The organism is Trinickia sp., assembly GCF_036503415.1.
Taxonomy (GTDB): domain Bacteria; phylum Pseudomonadota; class Gammaproteobacteria; order Burkholderiales; family Burkholderiaceae; genus Trinickia.
The window spans coordinates 55399-80573 of record NZ_DASXWY010000089.1 but is presented as its reverse complement, the minus strand read 5'-3'; the positions used below and the strand labels follow the sequence as shown (position 1 = coordinate 80573).

At 63.8% G+C, this 25175-nt stretch carries 22 protein-coding genes; 20 read left to right on the top strand and 2 right to left on the bottom strand.

The window, feature by feature from the left end; translation table 11 throughout:
• The first annotated feature begins 107 nt into the window (after positions 1-107).
• Positions 108-1487 (top strand): 23S rRNA (uracil(1939)-C(5))-methyltransferase RlmD, encoded by a 1380-nt coding sequence (gene rlmD, locus VGL01_RS12775; protein WP_414720246.1) that lies wholly within the window; start codon positions 108-110, stop codon positions 1485-1487.
• Positions 1488-1553: 66 nt separating this feature from the next.
• Here rlmD and VGL01_RS12770 read toward each other — a convergent pair whose 3' ends face one another.
• Positions 1554-2252 carry a Bax inhibitor-1/YccA family protein gene (locus tag VGL01_RS12770; RefSeq protein WP_331569802.1) on the bottom strand — a complete coding sequence of 233 codons (699 nt, stop codon included), beginning with the start codon at positions 2250-2252 and terminating at the stop codon, positions 1554-1556.
• A 246-nt stretch (positions 2253-2498) separates the two neighbouring features.
• Between VGL01_RS12770 and ndk the strand changes: the two genes are divergently transcribed.
• From ndk to VGL01_RS12685, 17 genes are all read left to right on the top strand, one after another.
• Entirely contained in the window at positions 2499-2924 is a 426-nt protein-coding gene (ndk, locus tag VGL01_RS12765) for a nucleoside-diphosphate kinase (protein ID WP_331569800.1), read from the top strand.
• Between the two features lie 113 nt (positions 2925-3037).
• Entirely contained in the window at positions 3038-4174 is a 1137-nt protein-coding gene (gene rlmN, locus VGL01_RS12760) for a 23S rRNA (adenine(2503)-C(2))-methyltransferase RlmN (RefSeq protein ID WP_331569798.1), read from the top strand.
• 243 nt (positions 4175-4417) lie between these two features.
• Positions 4418-5563 carry a RodZ domain-containing protein gene (locus tag VGL01_RS12755; protein WP_331569796.1) on the top strand — a complete coding sequence of 382 codons (1146 nt, stop codon included), beginning with the start codon at positions 4418-4420 and terminating at the stop codon, positions 5561-5563.
• 99 nt (positions 5564-5662) lie between these two features.
• Positions 5663-6967, top strand: coding sequence for a flavodoxin-dependent (E)-4-hydroxy-3-methylbut-2-enyl-diphosphate synthase (gene ispG, locus VGL01_RS12750; RefSeq protein WP_331569794.1), 1305 nt, complete (start codon positions 5663-5665; stop codon positions 6965-6967).
• A gap of 25 nt (positions 6968-6992) precedes the next feature.
• Complete coding sequence (gene hisS / locus VGL01_RS12745) at positions 6993-8333, top strand: histidine--tRNA ligase (RefSeq protein ID WP_331569792.1); 1341 nt, start codon at positions 6993-6995, stop codon at positions 8331-8333.
• Positions 8334-8404: 71 nt separating this feature from the next.
• The gene (locus VGL01_RS12740) at positions 8405-9034 is read left to right on the top strand and encodes a tetratricopeptide repeat protein (RefSeq protein WP_331569790.1); all 630 of its coding nucleotides are present in this window, start codon (positions 8405-8407) and stop codon (positions 9032-9034) included.
• 99 nt (positions 9035-9133) lie between these two features.
• Entirely contained in the window at positions 9134-10279 is a 1146-nt protein-coding gene (gene bamB, locus VGL01_RS12735) for an outer membrane protein assembly factor BamB (RefSeq protein WP_331569788.1), read from the top strand.
• A gap of 274 nt (positions 10280-10553) precedes the next feature.
• The gene (der, locus tag VGL01_RS12730; protein ID WP_331569786.1) at positions 10554-11891 is read left to right on the top strand and encodes a ribosome biogenesis GTPase Der; all 1338 of its coding nucleotides are present in this window, start codon (positions 10554-10556) and stop codon (positions 11889-11891) included.
• Positions 11892-12033: 142 nt separating this feature from the next.
• The gene (gene hfq, locus VGL01_RS12725; protein ID WP_035930711.1) at positions 12034-12270 is read left to right on the top strand and encodes an RNA chaperone Hfq; all 237 of its coding nucleotides are present in this window, start codon (positions 12034-12036) and stop codon (positions 12268-12270) included.
• A 76-nt stretch (positions 12271-12346) separates the two neighbouring features.
• The gene (hflX, locus tag VGL01_RS12720) at positions 12347-13549 is read left to right on the top strand and encodes a GTPase HflX (RefSeq protein WP_331569923.1); all 1203 of its coding nucleotides are present in this window, start codon (positions 12347-12349) and stop codon (positions 13547-13549) included.
• Positions 13550-13581: 32 nt separating this feature from the next.
• Positions 13582-14937, top strand: a complete 1356-nt coding sequence (gene hflK / locus VGL01_RS12715; RefSeq protein WP_331569784.1) for an FtsH protease activity modulator HflK — start codon at positions 13582-13584, stop codon at positions 14935-14937.
• Between the two features lie 13 nt (positions 14938-14950).
• Positions 14951-15859, top strand: a complete 909-nt coding sequence (hflC, locus tag VGL01_RS12710; RefSeq protein ID WP_331569782.1) for a protease modulator HflC — start codon at positions 14951-14953, stop codon at positions 15857-15859.
• 42 nt (positions 15860-15901) lie between these two features.
• On the top strand, positions 15902-16093 hold the full coding sequence (locus VGL01_RS12705) for a DUF2065 domain-containing protein (protein WP_331569780.1): 192 nt from the start codon (positions 15902-15904) through the stop codon (positions 16091-16093).
• A 39-nt stretch (positions 16094-16132) separates the two neighbouring features.
• Complete coding sequence (locus VGL01_RS12700; protein ID WP_331569778.1) at positions 16133-17287, top strand: ATP phosphoribosyltransferase regulatory subunit; 1155 nt, start codon at positions 16133-16135, stop codon at positions 17285-17287.
• Between the two features lie 123 nt (positions 17288-17410).
• Positions 17411-18757, top strand: coding sequence for an adenylosuccinate synthase (locus VGL01_RS12695; protein ID WP_331569776.1), 1347 nt, complete (start codon positions 17411-17413; stop codon positions 18755-18757).
• Between the two features lie 15 nt (positions 18758-18772).
• Positions 18773-19345, top strand: coding sequence for a phosphoribosyltransferase (locus tag VGL01_RS12690; RefSeq protein ID WP_331569774.1), 573 nt, complete (start codon positions 18773-18775; stop codon positions 19343-19345).
• 145 nt (positions 19346-19490) lie between these two features.
• Entirely contained in the window at positions 19491-21383 is a 1893-nt protein-coding gene (locus VGL01_RS12685) for a potassium transporter Kup (protein ID WP_331569772.1), read from the top strand.
• Positions 21384-21505: 122 nt separating this feature from the next.
• Here the strand turns inward: VGL01_RS12685 and VGL01_RS12680 are convergent, their stop codons facing one another.
• Positions 21506-23848, bottom strand: coding sequence for a Tex family protein (locus tag VGL01_RS12680; RefSeq protein ID WP_331569770.1), 2343 nt, complete (start codon positions 23846-23848; stop codon positions 21506-21508).
• Positions 23849-24012: 164 nt separating this feature from the next.
• Between VGL01_RS12680 and VGL01_RS12675 the strand changes: the two genes are divergently transcribed.
• Positions 24013-24858 (top strand): colicin transporter, encoded by an 846-nt coding sequence (locus VGL01_RS12675; RefSeq protein ID WP_331569768.1) that lies wholly within the window; start codon positions 24013-24015, stop codon positions 24856-24858.
• A gap of 83 nt (positions 24859-24941) precedes the next feature.
• A complete protein-coding gene (locus VGL01_RS12670; protein ID WP_331569766.1) occupies positions 24942-25157 on the top strand; it encodes a DUF465 domain-containing protein in 216 nt (71 codons plus the stop codon).
• Positions 25158-25175 lie beyond the last annotated feature (18 nt).

The following is a 25175-nucleotide window of genomic DNA, read 5'->3' as shown; positions in this document are numbered from 1 at the left end:
CATGGACTCCTTCGGTGTGCCGTTCGCCCCCGTCGTTCGTCTACAATCTCGCCTTTCATTCGATTTCCGCCAGGAAAAAGCCGGTGTCTGAATCTTCCCGCCCCATCGTGCCGCGCATCAAGTCTGCCAGACCGGATACTGTTTCTGCTCCCGCCCCAATGATCGAGATCGACTCGCTCGACATGGATGCGCGAGGCGTCGGACGCCTCGTCGATGAGAACGGCGAGCCCGGGAAAGTTATTTTTGTCGAAGGGGCCTTGCCTGGCGAGCGTGTCACCTACTCGAGCTATCGGAGAAAGCCGAGCTACGAGCAGGCCCAGGTCGTCGACGTTCTGCGCGAAAGCGTGATGCGTACCTCGCCGCGCTGCGCGTTTTTCGGCACCTGCGGTGGCTGCTCGATGCAGCACCTCGATGCCCGCGCGCAGGTGGCCGTGAAGCAACGCGTACTCGAGGACAATCTATGGCATCTGGCGAAGCTTCGCCCGGAAACGGTGTTCCGGCCGATCCACGGGCCGACGTGGGGCTACCGCTACCGGGCGCGCCTCACGGTGCGCCATGTGGTGAAAAAGGGCGGGGTGCTCGTCGGTTTCCATGAAAGAAAAAGCAGCTATGTCGCCGATATGACGAGCTGCGAAGTGCTGCCCCCGCACGTCTCGGCGCTGCTCGTGCCGCTGCGTCGGCTCGTCGAAAGCCTGTCGATTCGCGAGCGGCTGCCGCAGATCGAAGTGGCCGTGGGCTCGAGCGTGACCGCACTCGTGCTACGCGTGCTCGAACCGATGAATGCCGAGGACGAAGCGCAGGTGCGGCAGTTCGCGGATCAGCATGGTGTCCAGTTCTGGGTGCAGCCGAAAGGTCCGGACACCGCCGTGCCGTTTTACCCGCTCGACGTCGCGCTCGATTACACGCTCCCCGAGTTCGGCATCCGCATGCCGTTCAAGCCGACGGACTTCACTCAGGTCAATCATGCGATCAATCGCGTGCTCGTCGGTCGTGCGGTACGTTTGCTCGCGCCGTCACCGAGCGATCGCGTGCTCGATCTCTTTTGCGGACTCGGCAATTTCACGCTGCCGCTGGCACGTCGCGCACGCGAAGTCGTGGGCATCGAGGGCAGCGAGACGCTGACGGCCCGAGCGCTCGAGAACGCGCGCTCGAACGGCGTCGATGCCCATACGTCATTCGCCTGCCGTAACCTCTTCGAGATCACTGCCGATGATCTGCGCGTGCTCGGGCCATTCGACAAATTCCTCGTCGACCCGCCGCGCGAGGGCGCGCTGGCTGTTGCGAAGGGGCTCGCCGAGATTGCGCAAAGCGGACAAGGACCGCTGCCGAGCCGGATCGTCTACGTGTCCTGCAACCCGGCGACGCTCGCGCGCGATGCGGGGCTCCTCGTGCATGAAGCAGGGTATCGGCTCAAGGGCGCCGGCGTCGTCAACATGTTTCCGCACACTTCGCACGTCGAATCGATCGCGCTTTTCGAGCGGGACTGAGCCCGAATAGACCAGGCGAAAAAAAACCGGCCGAGGGCCGGTTTTTTTGTGGCTGGCAGCGCTCGATCAGTTGCGGTTACCGCCGAAAATTCCGAGCAGCGAGAGCAGGTTGACGAACACGTTGTAAAGATCCAGGTAGATCGCCAGCGTGGCCGTGATGTAATTCGTCTCGCCGCCGTTCACGACGCGCTGCACATCGAACAGCATGTAGGCCGAAAAGATCGCGATGGCGAGCACCGAGACGGTCAGCATCAGTGCGGGCAGGTGCAGGAACATGTTCGCGACCATTGCGAGCAACAAGACGATCACGCCCATGAAGAGCCACTTGCCCAGGCCGGAGAAATCGCGCTTGCTGACCGTGGCGATCGTTGCCATGGCCGTAAAGATGATGCCGGTACCGCCGAAGGCCAGCATGATCAGCGAAGGGCCGTTCGAGAAGCCGAGGATGAAGCTCAGCAGCCGCGACAGCATGAGGCCCATGAAAAACGTGAAGCCGAGCAGCACGACAACGCCGACGCCGCTGTTTTTCGTCCGCTCGATCGCGAACATGAAGCCGAATGCGATCGCGAAAAACGCGAGCAGGCTCATGGCGGGGCTCGTCGCGGCAAAGAGCGAGAAGCCCGACACGACGCCGACCCAAGCCCCGAGCACCGTCGGCACCATCGACAGCGCGAGCAGCCAATAAGTGTTCCGTAGCACGCGGTTGCGGGTTTCCGCCGTGGCGATGGCGCCGCCGCGGCCGAAGTTGTACGGATAGTCGTTCATGCTTTCTCCTTGCGTAAGACGCAGTGACGTTGGGCAGGCTCGAACACGCGACAGGGCGTTTTTCCAGGCCATCCCGACACTAAGATAGGTACGGGCGCCGCGAGTTTCAACGGCCGCGCATGCGCCCCGCATCCTATTCATTCGAACCTTTCACCCTCGTAAGGGTTCAATCGCAATCATACACCGGAACATGCTACAATTGCAGATTCGTTAGAAATCGTAACCCCTTAATTTTTTGGAGTTTTTATGGCGATCGAGCGTACCCTGTCGATTATCAAGCCTGACGCAGTGGCAAAAAACGTGATCGGGCAGATCTACAGCCGCTTTGAGAATGCGGGCCTCAAGATCGTGGCGGCCCGGATGGCGCAGCTTTCGCGCGCCGATGCTGAGAAATTCTACGCCGTGCACGCCGCGCGTCCCTTTTTCAAGGATCTCGTGGAATTCATGATTTCGGGCCCCGTCATGGTGCAAGTGCTCGAAGGCGAAGACGCGATTCTCAAGAACCGCGATCTGATGGGCGCAACGGATCCGAAGAAGGCCGACAAGGGAACGATTCGCGCGGACTTCGCCGACAGCATCGACGCCAATGCGGTGCACGGCTCGGATGCGGCGGAAACCGCTCGCGTGGAAATCGGTTTCTTCTTCCCCGAGATCAACGTTTATTCGCGCTGACGAGCGCGCTCGGGCGCAATGCCCGATAGGGCGCGAACGGCACCGGTCGGCTTCGCACGCGATGCGGGCGCTGGCACGACCGGTGCTGACGCAGTGAAACAGCAGGATTCGATATGACGAGCAGTTCATCCGTCAACCTTCTCGATCTCGACGCCGAGGGTCTCGTCGCCTATTGCGGCAGCCTGGGCGAGAAGGCGTTTCGCGCCAAGCAGTTGCAGCGTTGGATCCATCAATACAACGCCGCCGACTTCGACGGCATGACCGACCTCGCGAAGTCGCTGCGCGAAAAGCTCAAGGGCCGTGCGACGATTACGATGCCGGCCGTCGTCAGCGATCACGTCTCGGCCGACGGCACGCGCAAATGGCTCGTCGACGTCGGCAACGGGAACGCGGTAGAGACCGTTTTCATTCCGGAGGAAACGCGCGGCACGCTGTGCGTGTCGTCACAGGCGGGGTGCGCCGTCAACTGCCGTTTTTGTTCCACAGGGAAACAGGGCTTTTCGCGTAATCTGACGACAGGCGAGATCATCGGGCAGTTGCGCATGGCCGAGTTCGCGTTGCGCGCGGCTTCGGGCGGCGCGGAAACGGGCAAGGGCGAGCGCGTCATCACCAATGTGGTCATGATGGGCATGGGCGAGCCGCTGCTCAATTACGATGCGCTCGTGCCGGCGCTGCGGCTGATGCTCGACGATAACGCCTACGGGTTGTCGCGCCGGCGCGTCACGGTCTCCACTTCGGGAGTCGTGCCGATGATGGACCGGCTCGGCGCCGATGTGCCGGTGGCGCTCGCTGTGTCGTTGCACGCACCGAACGACGCATTGCGCGACGAACTGGTGCCGCTGAACAAGAAATACCCGCTCGCCGAGTTGATGGCTGCGTGCCGGCGCTATCTGACCGTGGCGCCGCGCGATTTCATCACATTCGAGTACTGCATGCTGGACGGCGTCAACGACAGCGAGACCCACGCAAGGGAGCTCCTCGCGCTGACCGCCGACGTGCCGTGCAAGTTCAACCTCATTCCGTTCAATCCGTTTCCGGAGTCGGGGCTCCTGCGCTCGAAAGCCGAGCGCATCAAACGGTTCGCTCAGATTCTCATCGATGCGGGGGTCGTGACGACCGTGCGCAAGACGCGCGGAGACGACATCGATGCCGCCTGCGGTCAGCTCGCGGGGGCCGTCAAGGATCGCACGCGCGTAGCCGAGCGGATGGGGCGGTCAAGCCGGGTCATCGAGCTGCGGCGCGCTCAGTGAATGCCCGTATCGGGCGCATGCGAGCGGAGGGGGGAGCGGCGGCGATACGGGGCGGCAATACGAAGCGGCAACACCCCTGTCGGCACGACGGGCCACGAAGTGTCAAGAAGCGGCAGAAAGCAGCAAGAAGCACGGAAGCGATACGTGGTGCAGCGCATTTTGTTATAAACGGTCTGCGAATCCGGCGGACGAAAAGTCGAACCGGGGCGCACAGGTGAAAAAGAATCGACGCGAGGATCAAGGATGAGTGAGCCGCAGCATCCGCATACAGAGGGCACTCAGACGGGCGAGGGACAATCGGGGCCGGTTTCGACCGGGCATCGTGCCGCGTCACAATCGGGGCACGCGGCAATCGCGGCCTCGTTCGGCTCGCTTGCAGCGGCGGGGGCATGCCTCGCGCAACTGCGCGAGGCGAAGGGATGGTCGATCGACGATGTGTCGGCACGGTTGAAGGTACCGCCGGCCAAGATGCGGGCGCTCGAGTCGGGCGACGTCAGCCATTTTCCGGGCACGACGTTCGCGCTCGGGGTCGTGCGCAGCTACGCCAAGATGCTGGGCGTAGACGCGGCGCCGTTCGTGCAGGCGTTGCGCCGCGAGAAAGGCGAGCCGGAGCCCGATCTTTCGATGCCGGCATCGACGGGCACCGATTTGCCGCGCGGTCGCGTCTCGGTTTCGTTGGGCGGCACGCCGAGGCACCGCTCGTGGTGGTGGGGTGTTGCCGCTGTCGTCGTCGGGCTCGTTGCGCTCGTCATGTGGCATAGCGGCGGTCAACCGCCGGCCTGGCTCGCGCGCCTGAAAGCGAGCGCGAACGGTGCGGCGGCGAATTCGAGCGGTCCGTCGACGACGACCGCGCAAGGACAGACGATCGCTTCGGGTACCGCGGCCGCCGCGGATACGGGATTCGCGCCGGCCAGCGCGCCGGCCGCGGTTGCCGGCGCGGCAAGCGAAGGACAGGCGCTCACGCCCACCCCGCTTGCATCGCTTTCCGCCGCCACTCCGGCTTCGGCGCAGCAGCAGCCCTTGCCGCCGGGGGAGGCGCCGGCTTCGGCTGCCGCGGTAACACCGGCACCGGCCGCGCAAGCGCCAGCGCTCGCCGCGGCGAGCGCGGCAACGCCGGCCGAGGCGTCGGCCGTTCCGGCGGGTGCCACGACGCTTTCGTTCGCCGTGACGCAGGACAGCTGGTTCAGCGTACGCGACAAGGCAGGCAAGGAAGTGTTCTCGGGTATCGTGCACGCTGGCGATACCAAACAAGTGACGGGCCAAGCGCCTTTGAAGGTGATCGCGGGCAATCGGGCGGGCCTTCAGTCCGTCACGGTTGACGGCAAGCCCGTCGAGGCCGCGAAGTACGGTCCGATTAAAGGCAATGTCGCGCGCTTCACGCTGCCGTGAGTATGAGCGTGGGCGCCGGCGCCGCCGCCACTGTGGCGCCTCTTACATGGGTGAACCGCCGCTCATGAGCGCGCGGAGCACGTAGCGTAATCAGCAACAATGGGTCTTTCGATGCAATCCGACAGCAGCAGCCAGATTTGTTCGTCCGAGCCGATTTTCGGCGGCCCCGCTCCGCGCCGCGTCTCGCATGCCGTGGACGTCCGGTGGGGCGGTCAGCTGGTGACGATCGGCGGGGATGCTCCCGTGCGCATTCAATCGATGACGAACACGGATACGGCCGACGCGATCGGCACGGCAATCCAGGTGAAAGAGCTGGCGCAGGCCGGCTCCGAACTCGTCCGTATCACCGTGAATACGCCGGAAGCCGCACGGGAGGTACCGGCCATTCGCGAGCAGCTCGATCGCATGGGTGTGTTCGTGCCGCTCGTCGGCGATTTCCATTACAACGGCCATTTGTTGCTGCGTGACTATCCGGGCTGCGCCCAGGCGCTGTCGAAATATCGGATCAACCCCGGCAACGTCGGGCAGGGCGCCAAGCGCGACACGCAGTTCGCGCAGATGATCGAGGCCGCGATCCGTTACGACAAGCCCGTGCGCATCGGCGTCAATTGGGGCAGCCTCGACCAGGATCTGCTCGCGCGGATGATGGATGAAAACGCGGCGCGCAGCTCACCCTGGGATGCGCAAAGCGTCATGTACGAGGCGCTGATCCAATCGGCCATCGGCTCCGCGGAGCGCGCCGTGGAACTTGGCCTCGCGCGCGAGAAAATCATTCTGTCGTGCAAAGTGAGCGGCGTGCAGGATCTGATCGCCGTCTATCGCGAGCTTGCGCGCCGCTGTCGTTTCGCGCTGCATCTCGGGCTGACGGAGGCCGGGATGGGTTCGAAAGGCATCGTCGCTTCGACAGCCGCGCTGGGCGTGCTGCTGCAGCAAGGCATCGGCGATACGATCCGCATCTCGCTCACGCCCGAGCCCGGTGCGTCGCGTACCGGCGAAGTCATCGTGGGCCAGGAGATTCTGCAGACCATGGGACTGCGTTCGTTCACGCCGATGGTCATCGCGTGCCCGGGGTGCGGACGTACAACGAGCACGCTGTTCCAGGAACTGGCCGCGCAAATCCAGTCCTATCTGCGCGCGCAGATGCCCGTTTGGCGCGAGCAGTACCCCGGCGTCGAGAAGATGCATGTCGCCGTGATGGGATGCATCGTCAACGGTCCGGGCGAATCGAAGCAGGCGAATATCGGCATCAGCCTGCCGGGCTCGGGCGAAAACCCCGCCGCGCCTGTCTTCATCGACGGGGAAAAGGTCAAGACGCTGCGCGGAGAGCGCATCGCCGAGGAATTCCAGCAAATCGTGAGCGACTACGTCGAGCGCCGGTATGGCCGCGCTGCCGTCGCGAACTGAGCGTCAATCGCCAACACAATACAGAATGACTGAACCGAAAAAGAAGCTCGAGAAACTGACCGGCGTGAAAGGCATGAACGACATCCTCCCGCAGGATGCCGCGCTCTGGGAGTTTTTCGAGTCCACCGTGAAGTCGATGCTGCGTGCGTACGGCTATCAGAACATCCGTACCCCCATCGTCGAGCACACGCAGCTGTTCACACGCGGTATCGGCGAGGTGACCGATATCGTCGAGAAGGAGATGTACAGCTTCGTCGACGCGCTGAACGGCGAAAATCTGACGCTGCGCCCGGAAAACACCGCGGCCGTCGTGCGCGCCTGCATCGAGCACAATCTGCTTTACGACGGTCCGAAGCGGCTTTGGTACGTCGGTCCGATGTTTCGTCACGAGCGGCCTCAGCGCGGGCGTTACCGGCAGTTTCACCAGGTCGGCGTGGAAGCGCTGGGCTTCGTGGGCCCCGACACCGATGCCGAGATCATCCTCATGTGCCAGCGCTTGTGGGATGACCTCGGCTTGACCGGCATCCGGCTGGAAATCAATTCGCTCGGCCTGGCCGAAGAGCGTGCCGCGCATCGCGTCGAACTGATCCGGTATCTCGAACAGCATGTCGATGCGCTCGATGAGGACGCGAAACGCCGCCTCTACACGAACCCGCTGCGCGTGCTCGATACGAAGAACCCCGCGCTGCAGGAAATCGCGCAAAATGCGCCGAAGCTCATCGACTTCCTCGGCGAGGGCTCGCGTGCGCACTTCGAAGGACTGCAGCGGCTCTTGAAGGCCAACAACCTGCCGTTCTCGATCAATCCGCGGCTCGTACGCGGGCTCGACTATTACAACCTGACCGTATTCGAGTGGGTCACCGACAAGCTCGGCGCGCAAGGCACCGTGGCCGCCGGTGGCCGCTACGATCCGCTCATCGAGCAACTGGGCGGCAAGCCGACGGCAGCGTGCGGATGGGCGATGGGCGTGGAGCGCATTCTCGAGCTGCTGAAAGAAGACGGACTCGTGCCGCAGGAAGAAGGTTGCGATGTCTATGTCGTCCACCAGGGCGACGCCGCGCGCGAGCAGGCGTTCGTGATCGCCGAGCGCTTGCGCGATACGGGCCTCGACGTAGTCTTGCACTGCAGCGCCGACGGCGCGTCGGCGAGCTTCAAATCGCAGATGAAACGCGCCGATGCGAGCGGAGCCGCGTTCGCCGTCATCCTCGGCGAGGACGAGGTCGCGAGCGGGACGGTGGCGGTCAAGCCGTTGCGCGAAACGGGCGCTGCGGGCGAGAAAAGCGAACAACGCAGCGTTCAGGTCGAAAACTTGACCGAATTTCTAATCAATGCGATGGTTGCAACCGCCGAAGACGGCGAGGATTGATGCACGCCCCGTGCGGCGCATGACGGCGACCCGACAATCACAAGACGCAGGAAAGAAGGAATCGCTTGGCGATGAGTTATCACGACGAACAAGAATCGATAGAGAGCTTCAAGGCCTGGTGGGCGCAGTGGGGTAACGCGGCGACCTGGATCGTCCTCGTTGCGCTCCTTGCCGCTGCCGCCTGGAACGGTTGGAATTTCTGGCAACGCCGCGAGGCGGCTCAAGCGGCCGTGTTGTACGAGCAAGTTCAGCAGGCGGTTTCCTCGAAGAACAAGGCGAACGTGGTGCGGGATGCCGCCGACATGGAATCGCGGTACGACGGCACGGCGTATGCCCAAATGACCGCGCTCGCCGCGGCCAAGGCGTTGTACGAGGCCGGCGATATCGCGGCGGCAAAAACCCAGCTGCAATGGGCGATCGACCACGCGAAGGACGACGAATACAAGGAAATCGCGAAGCTGCGGCTCGCGGGCGTCCTGCTCGACGAGAAGTCGTACGATGCGGGGCTTGCATTACTGGCCGGCACGCCACCCGAGGGGTTCAAGGGCGTCGTAGCCGACCGTCGCGGCGATCTGCTGGCCGCTGGCGGCAAACGCGACGACGCGCGTGCCGCCTATCAGGTCGCACTCGATTCACTGGCGAAGAGCGACACGTCCGCGCGTCAGCTGATTCAATTCAAGCTCGACGCGCTGGGCAGCTGAGCCGGCTCAGCGATGGCGCCGGTTCGCCGTCGGGCGGTTGCCGCATAGGCAGCGCCGCTCGCCTCGATTGATCAACCCTAGACGATGCTTCGCCCTCCAATGAATTTGCTGAAACGTTTCGCCGTGCCCGTTGCTTGTGCGATGACCGTCCTCGCGATGACAGCCTGTTCGTCTTCCAAGGACGAGCGTCGCGTGCCGACACCGCTCACGGAGTTCAAGCCCGCCCTCACGGTCGAGCGCGTCTGGCGCGCGAGCGTCGGCAAGGCGGGGCGCTACCTGTTTTCTCCGATTGCGGTCGGCGACGCGGTCTATGCGGCTGGCGCGGGCGGCGCCGTGGCGAAGATCGATGCCAAGACGGGCAAGGAAATCTGGCACACCAAGCTTCACACCGATCTGACGGCCGGCGTCGGCAGCGACGGCACCTTGACGGCGGTCGGCGCGGTGCGCGGCGGCGTCTATGTGCTCGATGCGAACGGCAAGCAACTCTGGAAATCCGATGTACCGGGCGAGGTCATCTCGCCGCCGCTCGTCGGCAACGGGCTCGTGCTCGTGCGCACGATCGACGGACAGATCAATGCGTTCAATGCGCAGACCGGCGAGCTCAAGTGGGTCTATCACAACCGGGCGGTGCCGCTCAATCTGCGCGTGTCGGCCGGAATGACCTTCGCGGGCGACGCGGCGGTGCTGGCCGGATTCCCGGGCGGCGGGCTGGCCGCGATCGACTTGAAGACGGGCGACGATTACTGGCAGGCGCCCGTGTCGTTCCCGAAGGGCGTCACCGAAGTCGAGCGGATCAACGACGTGACGGGCGCGCCGGTTCTCGTGGGCGCCGAAGCTTGCGCCGCGACGTTCCAGGGGCGCATCGGCTGCTTCGATGCGAATTCGGGACGGCCGATTTGGGAACAGCCGTTCTCGAGCACGACCGGGGTGGCGCAAGACGGCACCACGGTGATCTCGAGCGACGATTGGTCCGTCGCGGAGGCATTCGGCGCCAGCGACGGCCACGTGCTCTGGCGTAACGACAAGCTCAAGAATCGCGATCTGAGCGCACCGCTGTTGCTCGGGCCGTCGGCCGTCTTTGGCGATTACAAGGGCTTTGTGCATTTCCTCTCGCGCGACGACGGCTCGTTCGTGGCGCGCGTACCGACCGACGGCAGTCGTATCAGCGCGCCGCCCGTGGTAGCGGGCGATACGCTGGTCGTTCAGACGAAGGACGGCAACTTATTCGGTTTCCGCCCGCGCTGAGCGCAAAAGCGGGCGGCGCCTGGCTAGCCGCCCTGGGCCGCTCCGTGTCGGCCTTTCCCTATCGATGAGGCAGCCGCCGGTTTCGCACGGCGCGGCCCGTCGGTCGCGCCCCGCATGGGCGTCATGACGCGATCGTGATAACGTGCGGCAAGACGACAGGCCTTTTACGGCGCGCGCCGTGCGAAGCCGCGCTGCCCGGGCGCCGGCGCTTCAGGCAACGCGCGCGCCATCCGGTGCCGATCACGGCACCGGCGCTTTACTTTGATGACATCTCATGAAACCCGTTATTGCCCTCGTTGGGCGCCCCAATGTGGGGAAATCCACGCTGTTCAATCGGCTCACTCGCTCGCGGGACGCTCTCGTCGCCGACTTGCCGGGTCTCACGCGCGATCGCCATTACGGTGAAGGGCGCGCGGGCGACAGACCTTATCTCGTCGTCGACACCGGAGGCTTCGAGCCCGTGGCGAAGGACGGCATCCTTCACGAGATGGCTCGCCAGACGCGGCAAGCGGTCGAGGAATCCGACGTCGTGGTTTTCATCGTCGACGGCCGCAACGGCCTGGCACCGCAGGACAAGTCGATCGCCGAATACCTGCGCAAGACGGGGCGGCCGATCATGCTCGTCGTCAACAAGGCGGAAGGCATGAAGTACACCGCCGTCGCGGCGGATTTCTACGAGCTCGGACTCGGCGATCCGCGGGCGATTTCGTCCGCGCACGGCGACGGTGTCACCGAAATGATCAACGATGCGCTCGAGATCGCGTATTCGGGCCATCCTGACGAAGCGGAGGCGGACCAGGCTGCGCACGGCGTCAAGATCGCCATCGTCGGGCGCCCGAACGTGGGCAAGTCCACCCTGGTCAATGCACTGATCGGGGAGGATCGCGTCATTGCGTTCGACATGCCTGGCACGACGCGCGATTCGATCTATGTGGACTTCGAGCGACAGGGCCGCCACTACACGCTCATCGACACGGCTGGGTTACGCCGTCGGGGCAAGGTATTCGAGGCCGTCGAGAAGTTCTCGGTCGTCAAGACACTGCAATCGATTGCCGATGCAAACGTCGTCATTTTGCTGCTCGATGCGCGTCAGGATATCTCCGATCAGGACGCGCATATTGCGGGATTCGTCGTCGAGCAGGGGCGCGCGCTCGTGGTCGGTGTCAACAAATGGGACGGACTCGACGAACACGTGCGCGAACGCACGAAGGCCGATCTGAAGCGCAAGCTGAAGTTCCTGGAATTCGCCAAATTCCATTTCGTTTCCGCCACGGAGAAGTCCGGCATTGGCGCGTTGATGCGCTCCGTCGACGCGGCGTATGCCGCGGCCATGGCAAAACTGCCGACGCCGAAGCTCACGCGTGCGCTCATCGAAGCGGTCGAGTTCCAGCAGCCGCGGCGTCGCGGACCTGTGCGCCCGAAACTGCGTTACGCGCACCAGGGGGGGCAGAATCCCCCGATCATCGTGATTCACGGTAATGCGCTCGATGCGGTGACGGATACCTATAAACGGTACCTCGAGAACCGCTTCAGAGAAACTTTCTCGCTGACCGGAACTCCATTGCGCATAGAGTTTCGCTCATCGGCGAACCCCTACGCGGACAAGAGCTGACCGGCTCCGACGAAGGATCGGCCGGACGGCCGGGCACCGCGTGCGCCAACGAAAATCGGCTATAGTGTAGCGATTGACGCCGGATCTCTTTTTCTTCGGCGTCGATGTGGATCCAACCTGCAAAAAAACGACGGAGTTTGCTATGAGCAACAAAGGGCAATTGTTACAAGACCCGTTTTTGAACGCACTGCGCAAAGAGCACGTGCCTGTCTCGATTTATCTGGTCAACGGCATCAAGCTGCAAGGGAACATCGAATCGTTCGACCAGTACGTCGTGTTGCTCCGGAATACCGTTACTCAGATGGTTTACAAGCACGCTATTTCGACGGTCGTTCCCGCCCGTCCGGTCAATTTCCATCCGGACGCCGAGACGTCCTGAACCCATCATTTAGGCCGGCATGGCGGCGTTTGCACCGCGCCGCCGTGCCGGCCCCTCCAATTTGACGTCCACCAATTTGATCAACGCAGCGCTCGTCGGCATCGATTTCGGCAAGATCGACTTCGAAGCCAGTCTCGAAGAACTCAGCCTGCTCGCGCAAAGCGCGGGCGCCCATCCCGCCGTGATGTTGACGGGGCGCAGGTCCAGCCCCGATGCCGCGCTGTTCGTCGGCAGCGGCAAGGCCGAGGAGTTGCGCCTCGCCTGCGAGGCGAACGATATCGAAATCGTCATCTTCAACCATTCGCTCGCACCGGCACAGCAACGCAATCTGGAGCGGGCGCTTAATCGGCGCGTGATCGACCGGACAAGCCTGATTCTCGACATCTTCGCCCAGCGCGCCCGCAGCCACGAGGGCAAGCTCCAAGTGGAGCTTGCTCAGTTGCAGTACATCGCAACGCGGCTCGTGCGCGCCTGGACTCACCTCGAGCGGCAAAAAGGCGGTATCGGCCTGCGCGGGCCCGGCGAAACGCAGCTCGAGACGGACCGGCGGCTCATCGGCGACCGTATCAAGATGCTCAAGACGCGCCTCGCGAAGCTGCAGCGCCAGCATGGCACGCAGCGCCGCCAGCGCCAGCGTAACCGCACGCTGTCGGTCTCGCTCGTGGGCTACACGAACGCAGGCAAATCCACGCTCTTCAATGCGTTGACGAAGGCGCAAGCGTATGCGGCCGATCAGCTGTTCGCCACGCTCGATACGACATCGCGGCGCGTGTTCCTCGGCGACGAGGCCGGCCAGGTCGTGGTGTCCGATACGGTCGGCTTCATTCGCGAGTTGCCGCACCAACTCGTGGCTGCGTTTCGCGCGACGCTGGAGGAGACGATCCATGCGGATGTGCTGCTGCATGTCGTCGACGCGTCGAGCGGCGTGCGGCTCGATCAGATCGATCAAGTGAACGAGGTCTTGCGCGAGATCGGCGCGGATACCGTGCGGCAAGTCCTCGTCTTCAACAAGATCGATGCGGTGCCGGAACTCGAGGCTCGCAAGGACGCGGTCGAGCGCGACGAGTATGGTAATATCTCGCGCGTCTTTTTGAGCGCGCGCACTGGGCAAGGACTCGATTCGCTGCGCGCAGCCATCGCCGAGATCGCCACCTCAGAACATCTCCCAGACACCGGGCGGGCGCTGCCGGAACCCCAGGCAGCGGCGGACGAGCACAAAGATTTCGACGTACCGCGGCTGGACGGAATGGCGGTTGTGCGCCGTTCCGATCTGCATTGACCGGCTCTCCCAACTCGAGCGAACGAACACAGGTGAACGAATACAACGAGCGGAGTTTCTGGATGCGTGCGCGCGCCATTCTTTCCATCAACGATCCGCGTTGGGGGCGCAGCGACGGCAACGGCGACCGGCAGCGTCCGAACGAGCCGAACCGTGGGCGCGGCAACGGCGAAGGGCCGCCGGATCTCGACGAGATGTGGCGCGAATTCAATCGGCGTCTTTCGCGGCTTTTCGGTGGCAAGGGCGGCGGCCCCGGGCCGGGCGAACGCCGGCCCGATAATGGGCGTGCAGCGCGCGTGGGTGTCGGCATCGTCATCGGCGTACTGGTGGCGATCTACATCGGCAGTGGCGTTTTCGTCGTACAAGACGGCCAAACCGGCGTCGTGCTGCAGTTCGGGAAATTGCGCAGGACGGTGGGGCCTGGTGTCCATCTGCGCTCGCCGTATCCGTTCGAGACGAGCGAAATCGTCAACGTATCGGAGATCCGCTCGGTCGAAGTGGGCCGGCGCAATGCCGTGAACGACGGCAACCTGATGGATGCCTCGATGCTCACGCGGGATGGCGACATCCTCAACGTGCGCTTCAGTGTGCAATACCAGGTCAAATCGCCGACCGACTACCTCTTTCACGCGGTCGACCCCGATCGCAGCGTGACGCAGGCCGCTCAGGCGGCGGCGCGCGCGATTGTCGGCGCGAGCGGCACGCAGGCCCTGCTCGATCAGAATCGCGATCAGCTGAGCCAGCAATTGGCCACCGCGATTCAGCGCTCGCTCGACCTGTATCGCGCGGGGCTGACCGTTGCCGGCGTGACGATTCAGAGCATCGAGCCGCCACAGCAGGTGCAAGCGGCGTTCGACGACGCGATTCGGGCGAAAGACGACCGTGAGCGCATGAAGCGCGAAGCGCAGGCGTACGCGAACGAAATTCTGCCGCGCGCGCAAGCCGATGCCGCCCGCTCGATCGACGATGCGAAGGCTTATGCCGAGCGCGTGGTGACGCAGGCCCAAGGCGACGCGGATCGTTTCTCTCAGGTTTATGCCCAGTACGCCAAGGCGCCCGCCATCGTGCGCGAGCGAATGTATCTCGATACCATGCGTGACATCTATTCGAACACGACCAAGGTTTTCGTCGACACGAAAGCGGGGTCGAGCGTCGTCCAGTTGCAGCTCGACAAGCTGATCGAGGCGAAGGGACGTGGCGCGGGCGATGCTCAGGCAGCGCCGGGAGCGCCAGCCCCCGCATCGTCTGCCGCGGCGCCCACGCAGGGCGCTTCGGCGGCCGCCCCGGCCGTCGCCTCTCCCGCAAGCCGCGCGGCCGCCGCGAGCGACGCGGTACGTTCACGCGACGGGTTCCGAAGCCGCTCGCGCGAAGACGATTTGCAGCAATGAGGGGCGCCTGATCATGAACCGTATCGTTGCGCTCGTCATCGTCGTCGTCTTGCTGCTGTTCGCGGGCGCATCCACGCTCGTGGTCGTCGATCAGCGGCATGTCGCCATCGTCTATTCGCGCGGCCACGCGGACCCGACGGTCGTCGGCCCAGGCCTGCATTTCAAGCTGCCCACCCCCCTTCAAGCGGCGGCGCGCATGGATATGCGCATCCAGACTGTCGATGCCGGCAATCCCGATCGCTACACGACGTCGGACAAAAGCGATCTGCTCGTCAGCCCGCTCCTGAAGTATCGCGTCGTCGAACCGCTCAAGCTGTTTGCGGCGACCGGGGGCGACCTGCAAAGCGCACCCGAGCGTCTGAGCGCGCTCGCGCGCGAGGCGCTCGCTGATGCGCTCGGCAAGCGCACGCTGACCGATACCCTTTCGCATCAGACTCAGATTGCGGCGAGTGCCCGCGAGGCGATGGCGAACGGTGCCCGTTCGCTCGGTATCGATGTCGTCGATCTGCAACTCGTGCGCGTCGATTTCGCTGGGAACATGTCCGACACCGTCTACAAACGCATGGCGGCGGAGCGCGAGCAGGCGGCGAGCGCGGCACGCGCGGACGGTGCCGCGCAGGCGGAGGCGATCAAGGCGGACGCCGACCGGCAGCGCCAGACCGTGCTGGCCGACGCCTACAAACAGGCCCAGACGATCAAGGGTCAAGGCGATGCAAAAGCCGCGGAAATCGCTGCGGACGCGTTCAGCCGGGACCCGGGTTTCTATCAGTTTTATCAGAGCATGCAGGCCTACCGGGCGGTGTTCAAGCCGAACGACGTGATCGTCGTCGATCCGGACAGCCAGTTTTTCCGCTTCATGCGCAGCTCCGGCGGCAATGCCGATACGGCCACCCGCGCCGAGGCTGCGCCGAAAAAACACTGACAAGAGGGGACGCCGCGCTCATCGGGCCGCGGCTGAAAGCGTATGGACATGGCTGGCTCGTTACTGCTTGCGGTCGCGTTGATGCTCATTATCGAGGGCATGTTCCCCTTCGTATTCCCGACCGCGTGGCGGGAGACGTTCCGTAAAATTGCGGCACGCCCGACGCATCATATTCGCGTCGGCGGGCTCATCGTCATGGCGTTGGGTCTCGTGTTGCTTCTCGTGGCCACATGAGGCCGTGCGTTATCCATTAATGTCGTAGGACTCACCTGAATGTCGACCTGGCTGCTTCCCGAGAATATTGCCGATGTGCTGCCGTCGGAAGCGCGAAAGATCGAGGAGTTGCGCCGCGCGCTGCTCGATCGCTTTCGCGCCTACGGCTATGAGCTGGTGATGCCGCCGCTGCTGGAATATCTCGAATCGCTTCTCACGAGCGGCGGCGCGGACCTCAATCTGCGCACGTTCAAGCTTGTCGACCAGTTATCGGGTCGCACGCTGGGACTCAGAGCCGATACGACACCCCAGGTGGCGCGCATCGATGCGCATCTGCTGAATCGGCAGGGCGTTACGCGGCTTTGTTACGCGGGCAGTGTGTTGCATACCCGGCCGCGCGGACTCCACGCGACGCGCGAGCAGATTCAGGTCGGTGCCGAGCTCTACGGCCACGCGGGGTTGGAAGCCGATGTCGAAGTTCAGCAGTTGATGCTCGATGCCATGCGGCTGGCCGGGTTCGACAAGGTCCGGCTCGATCTTTGCCATGCCGGCGTACTCGCCGCGTTGTTCGCGCGCGAACCGGCCGCGGCGGCCATGGGCGAGACGCTTTACGAGGCGCTCGCGGGCAAGGACGTCGCGCGCCTCGACGAACTCACGCAAGGGCTCGACGCACCCATCCGCGACGCGCTGCGGCTGTTGCCTTCGCTCTATGGCGACGCATCGGTGCTCGAGCTAGCGCGGCAGCGTCTGCCGCAATGGCCCGATATCGCGCAGGCGCTCGACGACCTGACGTTCCTCGCGGCGCAAGTCGAGGGAGCCGAAGTGACGATCGATCTGGCCGATCTGCGTGGCTATGCCTATCACAGCGGTGTCATGTTTTCCGCCTACGTGGATGGCGTATCGAATGCCGTTGCGCGGGGCGGGCGCTACGACCATGTCGGTCAGGCGTATGGGCGCGCCCGCGCGGCCACCGGTTTTTCGCTCGATCTGCGCGAGCTTGCCCGGATTTTGCCGGCCCAGGCGCGCAGCAGTGCGATCCTGGCACCGTGGCGGCATGACGACGCGTTACGTGCCAGCGTCGCCGCTCTGCGCGATGCGGGAGAAATCGTCATTCAGGCGTTGCCGGGCCACGATCACGACCTCGACGAATTCGCCTGCGATCGCGTGCTCATCGAGCGCGACGGCGCGTGGGTAGTCGAGGTGCGACGGCCGTAAGTCGCGCGCACCGCGACCGGTGCCGCATCGTCCAGGAATCCCATGCCGTTGACGCGAAACGAAAAAGTCGGAACGCCCGGCGAACATGGGTAGAATACGTTTTTAACCAGCTCAAGAATCAACATGTCTGCCAGTGCAGTGAACGCAGCCCAGGGACGCAACGTCGTCGTCGTCGGGACTCAATGGGGTGATGAAGGCAAAGGCAAGATCGTCGACTGGCTGACGGACCACGCGCAAGGCGTCGTGCGTTTCCAGGGCGGTCACAACGCCGGCCATACGCTCATCATCGGTGGCAAAAAAACCATCCTGCGTCTGATCCCGTCGGGCATCATGCGTGCGGACGTGGCCTGCTATATCGGCAACGGTGTCGTGCTCTCGCCGGAGGCGCTCTTCAAGGAAATCGAAGAGCTCGAAGCAGTCGGCCTCGATGTGCGGCGGCGCCTCTTCATCTCCGAAGCCGCCACCCTGATCCTGCCGTACCACGTTGCCATCGACCAGGGGCGCGAAGCGCGCCGAGGCGCCGGCAAGATCGGCACGACGGGCCGTGGCATCGGCCCCGCGTACGAAGACAAGGTGGGCCGGCGCGCGTTGCGCGTTCAAGATTTGTTCGCCCCGGCGGCTTTCGCCGAACGTCTGCGGGACAACCTCGATTTCCATAATTTCGTGCTGACCCAGTATCTGGGTGCTCAGGCGGTCGATTTCCAGCAAACGCTCGATACGATGCTCGGCTACGCCGAACGCATCGGGCCCATGGTTACCGACGTATCGCGTCGCTTGTACGACGAAAACGCCGCGGGGCGCAACCTGCTGTTCGAGGGTGCGCAAGGCACGTTGCTCGACATCGATCACGGTACTTATCCGTTCGTGACATCGAGCAATTGCGTGGCCGGTGCCGCCGCCGCTGGCGCAGGTGTCGGGCCGCAAAAGCTTCATTACATCCTCGGGATCACGAAAGCGTACTGCACGCGCGTCGGCGCGGGGCCATTCCCGAGCGAACTCTACGATGCGGACAATCCGAATCGGCAGGAGACGGTCGGTCTGACGCTCGCGAACGTCGGCAAGGAATTCGGCTCGGTGACGGGACGGCCGCGTCGCACCGGCTGGCTGGACGCCGCCGCGCTGCGCCGCTCGATCCAGATCAACGGCGTGTCGGGGCTGTGCATGACGAAGCTCGATGTGCTCGACGGGCTTGACGAAGTGAAGTTGTGTGTCGGCTACAAGATCGACGGCAAGGATGTCGATCTGCTTCCGCGGGGTGCCGCCGAGGTGGCGCGCTGCGAGCCGGTCTACGAGACGTTCGGCGGCTGGAAGGAGAGCACGATCGGGATCACGCAGTGGAGCGAGCTGCCGGCGACCGCGCAGGCGTATCTGACGCGTGTTCAGGAAGTGGCGGGCGTGCCGATCGATATGGTCTCGACGGGTCCGGACCGCGACGAAACGATCCTGCTGCGTCATCCGTTCAAGGTGTAACGGGCGGTGCGGGACATGACGACATTCTCGATGGCGGATGCGCGCAACGACGAGAAGAACCTTTGGGTCAGCTGGGACGAATACCACCGGCTGATCGAGATGCTCGCGCTCGCGGTGCACGATTCAGGATGGACATTCGACAAGATTCTGTGTCTCGCGCGTGGCGGCTTGCGTGTGGGCGATCAGCTCTCCCGCATCTACGATTTGCCGCTGGCCATTCTTGCGACGAGCTCGTACCGCGAGGCAGCGGGTACGCAGCAAGGCGAACTCGACATCGCGCAGTACATCACGATGACGCGCGGCGAATTGTCGGGCAACGTGCTGCTCGTTGACGATCTCGTCGATTCGGGCGTGACGCTTGCCCGGGTTCAGCAACACCTGAAAGAGCGGTATCCCGCCGTGGCCGCCGTGCGCTCGGCTGTGCTCTGGTACAAGGGCTGCTCGCAGGTGAAGCCCGATTACTTCGTGCAGTACCTGCCAACGAACCCGTGGATCCATCAGCCGTTCGAGGAGTGGGACACCGTGCGCCCCCATAATCTTGCCGCGTGGATCAAACGCGGCACGGCCGGGTCGCCATCCGGCACATAACGTGCCCGGCGGCGAAAAATCGCGGATGCGGACGAGTCGCATGGCGGCGGAGTCGACCGACTCCGCTTTTTTGTATGTGCGCGCCGTGCAAGCACCGCTAGAATAGCGCTCGCTGCCCGCTGATCCGCTCTACATTTCTTCGCCTATGACTGATAACGGCCACGATCATATCCGCCAGCACTCCCTACCTGCGCTTGCTCTGGCCGCCATTGGCGTCGTATTTGGCGACATCGGCACGAGCCCGCTGTATGCGCTCAAAGAAGCATTCAGCGAGTCGCATGGCATTCCATTGACCGATGCGTCGATTCTTGGCGTTATTTCGCTGCTTTTCTGGGCGATAGTCGTTGTCGTCTCGATCAAATACGTCCTGTTCGTCATGCGGGCCGATAACAACGGCGAGGGCGGTGTGCTCGCGCTGATGGCGCTCTCGCTTCGCCCGTTTACGAGCAAGGGACGGACATCGTCCACCTTGTTGATGCTCGGCATCTTCGGCGCTTGCATGTTCTATGGCGATGCGGTCATCACGCCGGCTATTTCGGTCATGTCCGCGGTCGAAGGCCTCGAGGTTGCCACACCGCAGCTTTCGCATCTCGTCATACCGATCACGATCGTGATCCTCATCGCACTCTTCTGGATTCAGCGGCACGGCACCTCGCTGGTCGGCAAGCTCTTCGGGCCGATCATGATCGTTTGGTTCATCACGCTTGCCGTGCTCGGTGTGGCGCATGTGATTCGCGAACCCGGCATCATCGCCGCGCTCAATCCGTACTACGCGATGACATTCATGAGCCGCCATCTTCTGCAGGCCTATGTGGTGCTCGGCTCGGTGTTTCTCGTGCTGACGGGTGCCGAGGCACTGTATGCCGATATGGGCCATTTCGGCGCGAAGCCGATCCGCGTGGGCTGGTATTGCATCGTCATGCCTTCGCTCGTACTGAACTACTTTGGGCAGGGCGCGCTGCTCATGCACGATCATAGTGCGCTCGCGAATCCGTTCTTTCTCATGGCGCCCGACTGGGCCACGCTGCCGCTCGTCGTACTCTCCACCATCGCAACGGTCATTGCTTCGCAGGCAGTCATTTCAGGTGCTTATTCGCTCACGAGCCAGGCTATTCAGCTCGGCTACGTTCCTCGCATGAAGATCCTCCATACTTCGGATCTTGCGATCGGTCAGATTTATGTTCCCGTCGTGAACTGGATGCTGCTCTTCGTGATTCTGATGATCGTCATCGGGTTCAAGAGCTCCGATAATCTCGCGGCGGCATACGGTATCGCCGTCACGACGACGATGGTCATTACGACGGTGCTGGCTTGCGTCGTGATGGTCAAAGTGTGGAACTGGAACAAGCTGCTCGTTGCGCTCATCATCGCAACCTTCATCGTGGTCGACCTCGCGTTTTTCGGTGCGAACCTGCTGAAGGTGGCAGAGGGCGGCTGGCTGCCGCTCGGCATCGGCGCATTGCTCTTCTTCCTGCTGATGACCTGGCACAAGGGGCGGTTGCTCGTCAAGGAGCGTACCGCCGCGGACGGCATCCCGCTCGCGCCGTTCCTGCAGGGCTTGCTTGCGCACCCGCCGCATCGGGTCTCGGGCACGGCGATCTACTTGACGGGCAGCGATACGCTCGTGCCCGTCAGCCTGCTGCACAACCTCAAGCACAACAAGGTGCTGCATGAGCGCACGCTGTTTCTGACATTCGTCACGCGCGACATCCCATACGTCAAGGACGACGAGCGCGTCGCGATCAAAGACGAGGGCGGCGGCTTGTTCTTGGTGAAGGCCGCTTACGGGTTCAACGAAACGCCCGACGTGAAAGCGGTGCTGTCGGAAATCAGCAGGCTGTATGGAATGACGTTCGAACTCATGGATACGTCGTTTTTCCTCGCCCGTGAAACGGTTGTGCCGACACAGTTGCCCGGTATGTCGATTCTGCGCGAGCGCGTGTTCGCCTGGATGCACCAGAACGCGGCCAAGCCCACGGACTTCTTCAGTATTCCGGCCAATCGGGTCGTCGAATTGGGCACGAAGATCGAGATTTGAGCGGTGGCTTGCCCGACGCCGAAGGCGGTGCGGGCTCGTCATGCAAAAATGCCCGTGTCTGGCTTCGACACGGGCATTTTCCGTTAGGCGCCGCGCGGGACGCGGCGCTTTTCCTGAGCGCGTCAGCGCGGCTTCAATTTCGCGAATGCGGCCGCCATCGCGCCGGCCGGTTGCTCGTCGCGCGTACGCTGGCCACGCACGCCCGCGTTGCGTCCGTTGCCGTTCGCCTGGCCTGCGCCGCGCTCGCCGCTCGGGCCGCCGCTGCGCACGGGAGCCGCATTGTCGGCCAGCCGCATCGTCAGCGCGATGCGCTGACGCTTCACATCCACATCGAGGACCTTGACCTTCACGACCTGGCCGGCTTTTACGACTTCGTGCGGATCCTTCACGAATCTGGTCGACAGGGCCGAGACGTGCACGAGGCCGTCCTGATGCACGCCGATGTCGACGAACGCCCCAAACGCCGCGACGTTCGTCACGACGCCTTCGAGGACCATGCCCGGTGCGAGATCGGAGATCTTCTCGACGCCTTCGCGGAAGGTGGCGGTCTTGAATTCGGGACGCGGGTCGCGGCCGGGCTTCTCGAGCTCAGCGAGGATATCGCGTATGGTCGGCAAGCCGAAGCGCTCGTCGACGAACTCGGTCGGGCTTAGACCGGCGAGGGCCTCGCGATTGCCGAGCACCACGTCGATGTCCTTGCGAATCTTCGCCAAAATCCGTTCGACGACGGGGTAGGCCTCGGGGTGCACCGACGATCGATCGAGCGGATTTTCGCCACCGTTGATACGCAGAAAACCGGCTGCCAGCTCGTAGGTCTTGTCGCCAAGACGCGGAACCTTGCGCAGATGCTCTCGCGATGCAAAGGGACCGTTGGCATCGCGGAACTCGACGATGTTGCGAGCGAGCGTGGCATTCAGGCCCGAGACACGAGCGAGCAGGGCGATCGAGGCGGTATTCGCATCGACCCCGACCGCGTTCACGCAGTCTTCGACAACGGCATCGAGCGAGCGGGCGAGTTCGCGCTGATTGACGTCATGCTGGTATTGGCCGACTCCGATCGCTTTCGGCTCGATCTTGACGAGTTCGGCGAGCGGATCCTGCAGACGGCGGGCAATCGAGACGGCACCGCGCAGCGAGACGTCGAGATCGGGGAATTCCTTGGCCGCCAGCTCCGAGGCCGAGTAGACCGACGCACCCGCCTCGGATACGACGATTTTCTGAAGCTTCAGCTCGGGATGACGGCTGATGAGCTCGCTCGCCAATTTATCGGTCTCGCGCGACGCCGTGCCATTTCCGATGCTGATCAGCTCCGCTTGCGTTTGGGCGGCAAGGCGCGCAAGTTTCGCGAGCGAGCCGTCCCAGTCCCGGCGCGGCTCGTGCGGGTAGATCGTATCCGTTGCGAGCACCTTGCCGGTCCGGTCGACGACCGCGACTTTCACGCCCGTACGCAGACCCGGATCGAGCCCGATCACGGCCTTGGGGCCGGCCGGCGCGGCCAGCAACAGGTCTTTGAGATTGCGGGCGAAAACGCGAATGGCTTCATGCTCCGCGGTTTCGCGCAGCTGGGTCAGCAGTTCGTTCTCGAGATGGGGCTGGACTTTCACGCGCCAGCACCAGCGGCAGACATCGGCGAGCCATTTGTCGGCCGCACGCCCCTGGTTCGCGATGCCGACGTGACGCGCGATCATGGCTTCGCATGGATGTGGCACTTCGGCGTCGAGTTCAGCGCCGAGCCCGAGCTTGACCATCAGGATGCCGGCGTTGCGCCCGCGGAAAAGCGCCAGCGCGCGGTGCGACGGCACAGTTTTCAGCGTCTCGGAGTAGTCGTAGTAGTCGCGGAACTTCTCGCCTTCTTCGTTCTCCTTGCCGGCGACGACCGTCGACGAAACGATGCCGCGCTCTTGCAGGTATTCACGCAGCCTGCCGAGCAGCTCGGCGCGCTCTCCGAACTGCTCGGACAGAATGTCGCGCGCGCCGTCGAGTGCGGCCTTGACGTCCGCCACGCCTTTTTCGGCATCGACATACCGGGCGGCTTCCTGTTGCGGATCGAGCCGCGGGTCCTCGAGCAGCGCCTGCGCGAGCGGCTCCAGCCCGGCTTCGCGCGCAATTTGCGCGCGCGTGCGGCGCTTCGGCTTATAGGGCAGATACAGGTCTTCGAGCGCTTGCTTGCTGTCGGCCGCGACGATCGCGGTGTGCAACTCGTCGGTCAGCTTGCCTTGCTCTTCGATGCTCGCGAGGATGGTGGCGCGGCGCTCTTCCATCTCGCGCAGGTAAAGCAGCCGCTCTTCGAGGTGACGAAGCTGCGTATCGTCGAGATTGCCGGTGACTTCCTTGCGGTAGCGCGCGATGAACGGGACGGTTGCGCCTTCGTCGAGCAGTTGTACGGCAGCCGCGACCTGGCGCGGCTGAACAGTCAATTCGGTGGCGATGCGCTGTACGATCTTGAGTGCTACGGTGTCCGTCATAGAGGCGTTGGGCTGCAGGGCCGTGCGCGCCGCGCCGAGCCGCGTGAAACGGGGCCGAAATAGGTCCGAAGCAGCTGCGAGGCGGATGCGAAGCCGGGTTGCTGGAGCGGCGCATTTTGCCATAAATGATCGGCGGCGAATCCCCGAGTGTTAGAATTTCGCTCATGTTCCAGTCCCTGTCCAACACGTTGCAGACCTCCCGTTTTCCCGCCTTCGTGCGCGCTGCCGGATTGGCCGCGGCGATCGTCGTTTGTCCGCTGGCGCTGGCGGCGCAACCGTCGGTGGCCGAAGGGCCTTCCGCGGGTGCTTCGGCGCAACGCGTCGATGGGACGGCAGGCAAGCCCGAGGCGCAAGCCTCCGCGAATGCCGCGGCCACGAGCGATTTCGACGCGCGTCAGAAGGCGCTCGATGAACGCGGGGCTCAGAACGATTACGCGTACGGCGTGGCCGTGCACGATTGCTATTCGAAATTCTTCGTGAACGCGTGCCTCGGGCGCGCGCGCGACAAGATGCGTGCCGTGCAGGCCCGCATCCAGGCCGAGCAGCTCGCGCTCAACGGCGAGCGGCGCGCGGCGCACGCGCAGGAGCGGGATCAGCGCGAGGCCTTGAAGGCAGCGAGCGACGCCGCCGACGCGCCGCAACGGGCCGCGGCGGATGCGCGCAATGCGCAGGCGTTCGAGGAAAGGCAGCGCCAGCATGCGCTCGACGAGGCGCGCCGCGGAGCGCAGGCGCCGGAGCGCACCGCGAATCAGGCTGCCTACGATCGCAAACAGGCCGACTATCAGCGCAAGCTCGACGATGCGCGGCGTCAGGCGGCGCAAGATGCGCGCGAGCGCGCCGAGCGCGCGCAGCGCTTCGAACAGAAGCAGACGGATGCCGCGCAGCACAAGGCGGACGTCGAGGCGCGCCAGAAGCAGGCGGCGCAAAAAGCGCAGGAAAAACAGCAGGAGCAGTTGCAGCAGCAGGAGCAGCAAAAGCAGTTGCAAAAGGAGCAGCAGGAGAGCGACTGACGCGACGCGTTTTTGCTGGACGGCAACCTCAGGTGAAGACCGCCGCGAGGCGGGCGAGCGCCTATCGACCGAGGAGGCGGACCATGCGCGGCCATCACGCGATCACCACGAACGCTTTACGCGACCGCATCGTGCAGTTGGAGTGGGAGCATAGTGAACTCGATCGCATGATCGACAGACTGTCGGACTCATCGGATATTTCGGACCTCGAGCTGCGGCGCCTGAAAAAGCGCAAGCTCAAGGTCAAAGACAACATCATGCTGCTGCAATTGCAGCTTGAACCGGACAAGCACGCATGAGCGACCGTCGGGCGGGCG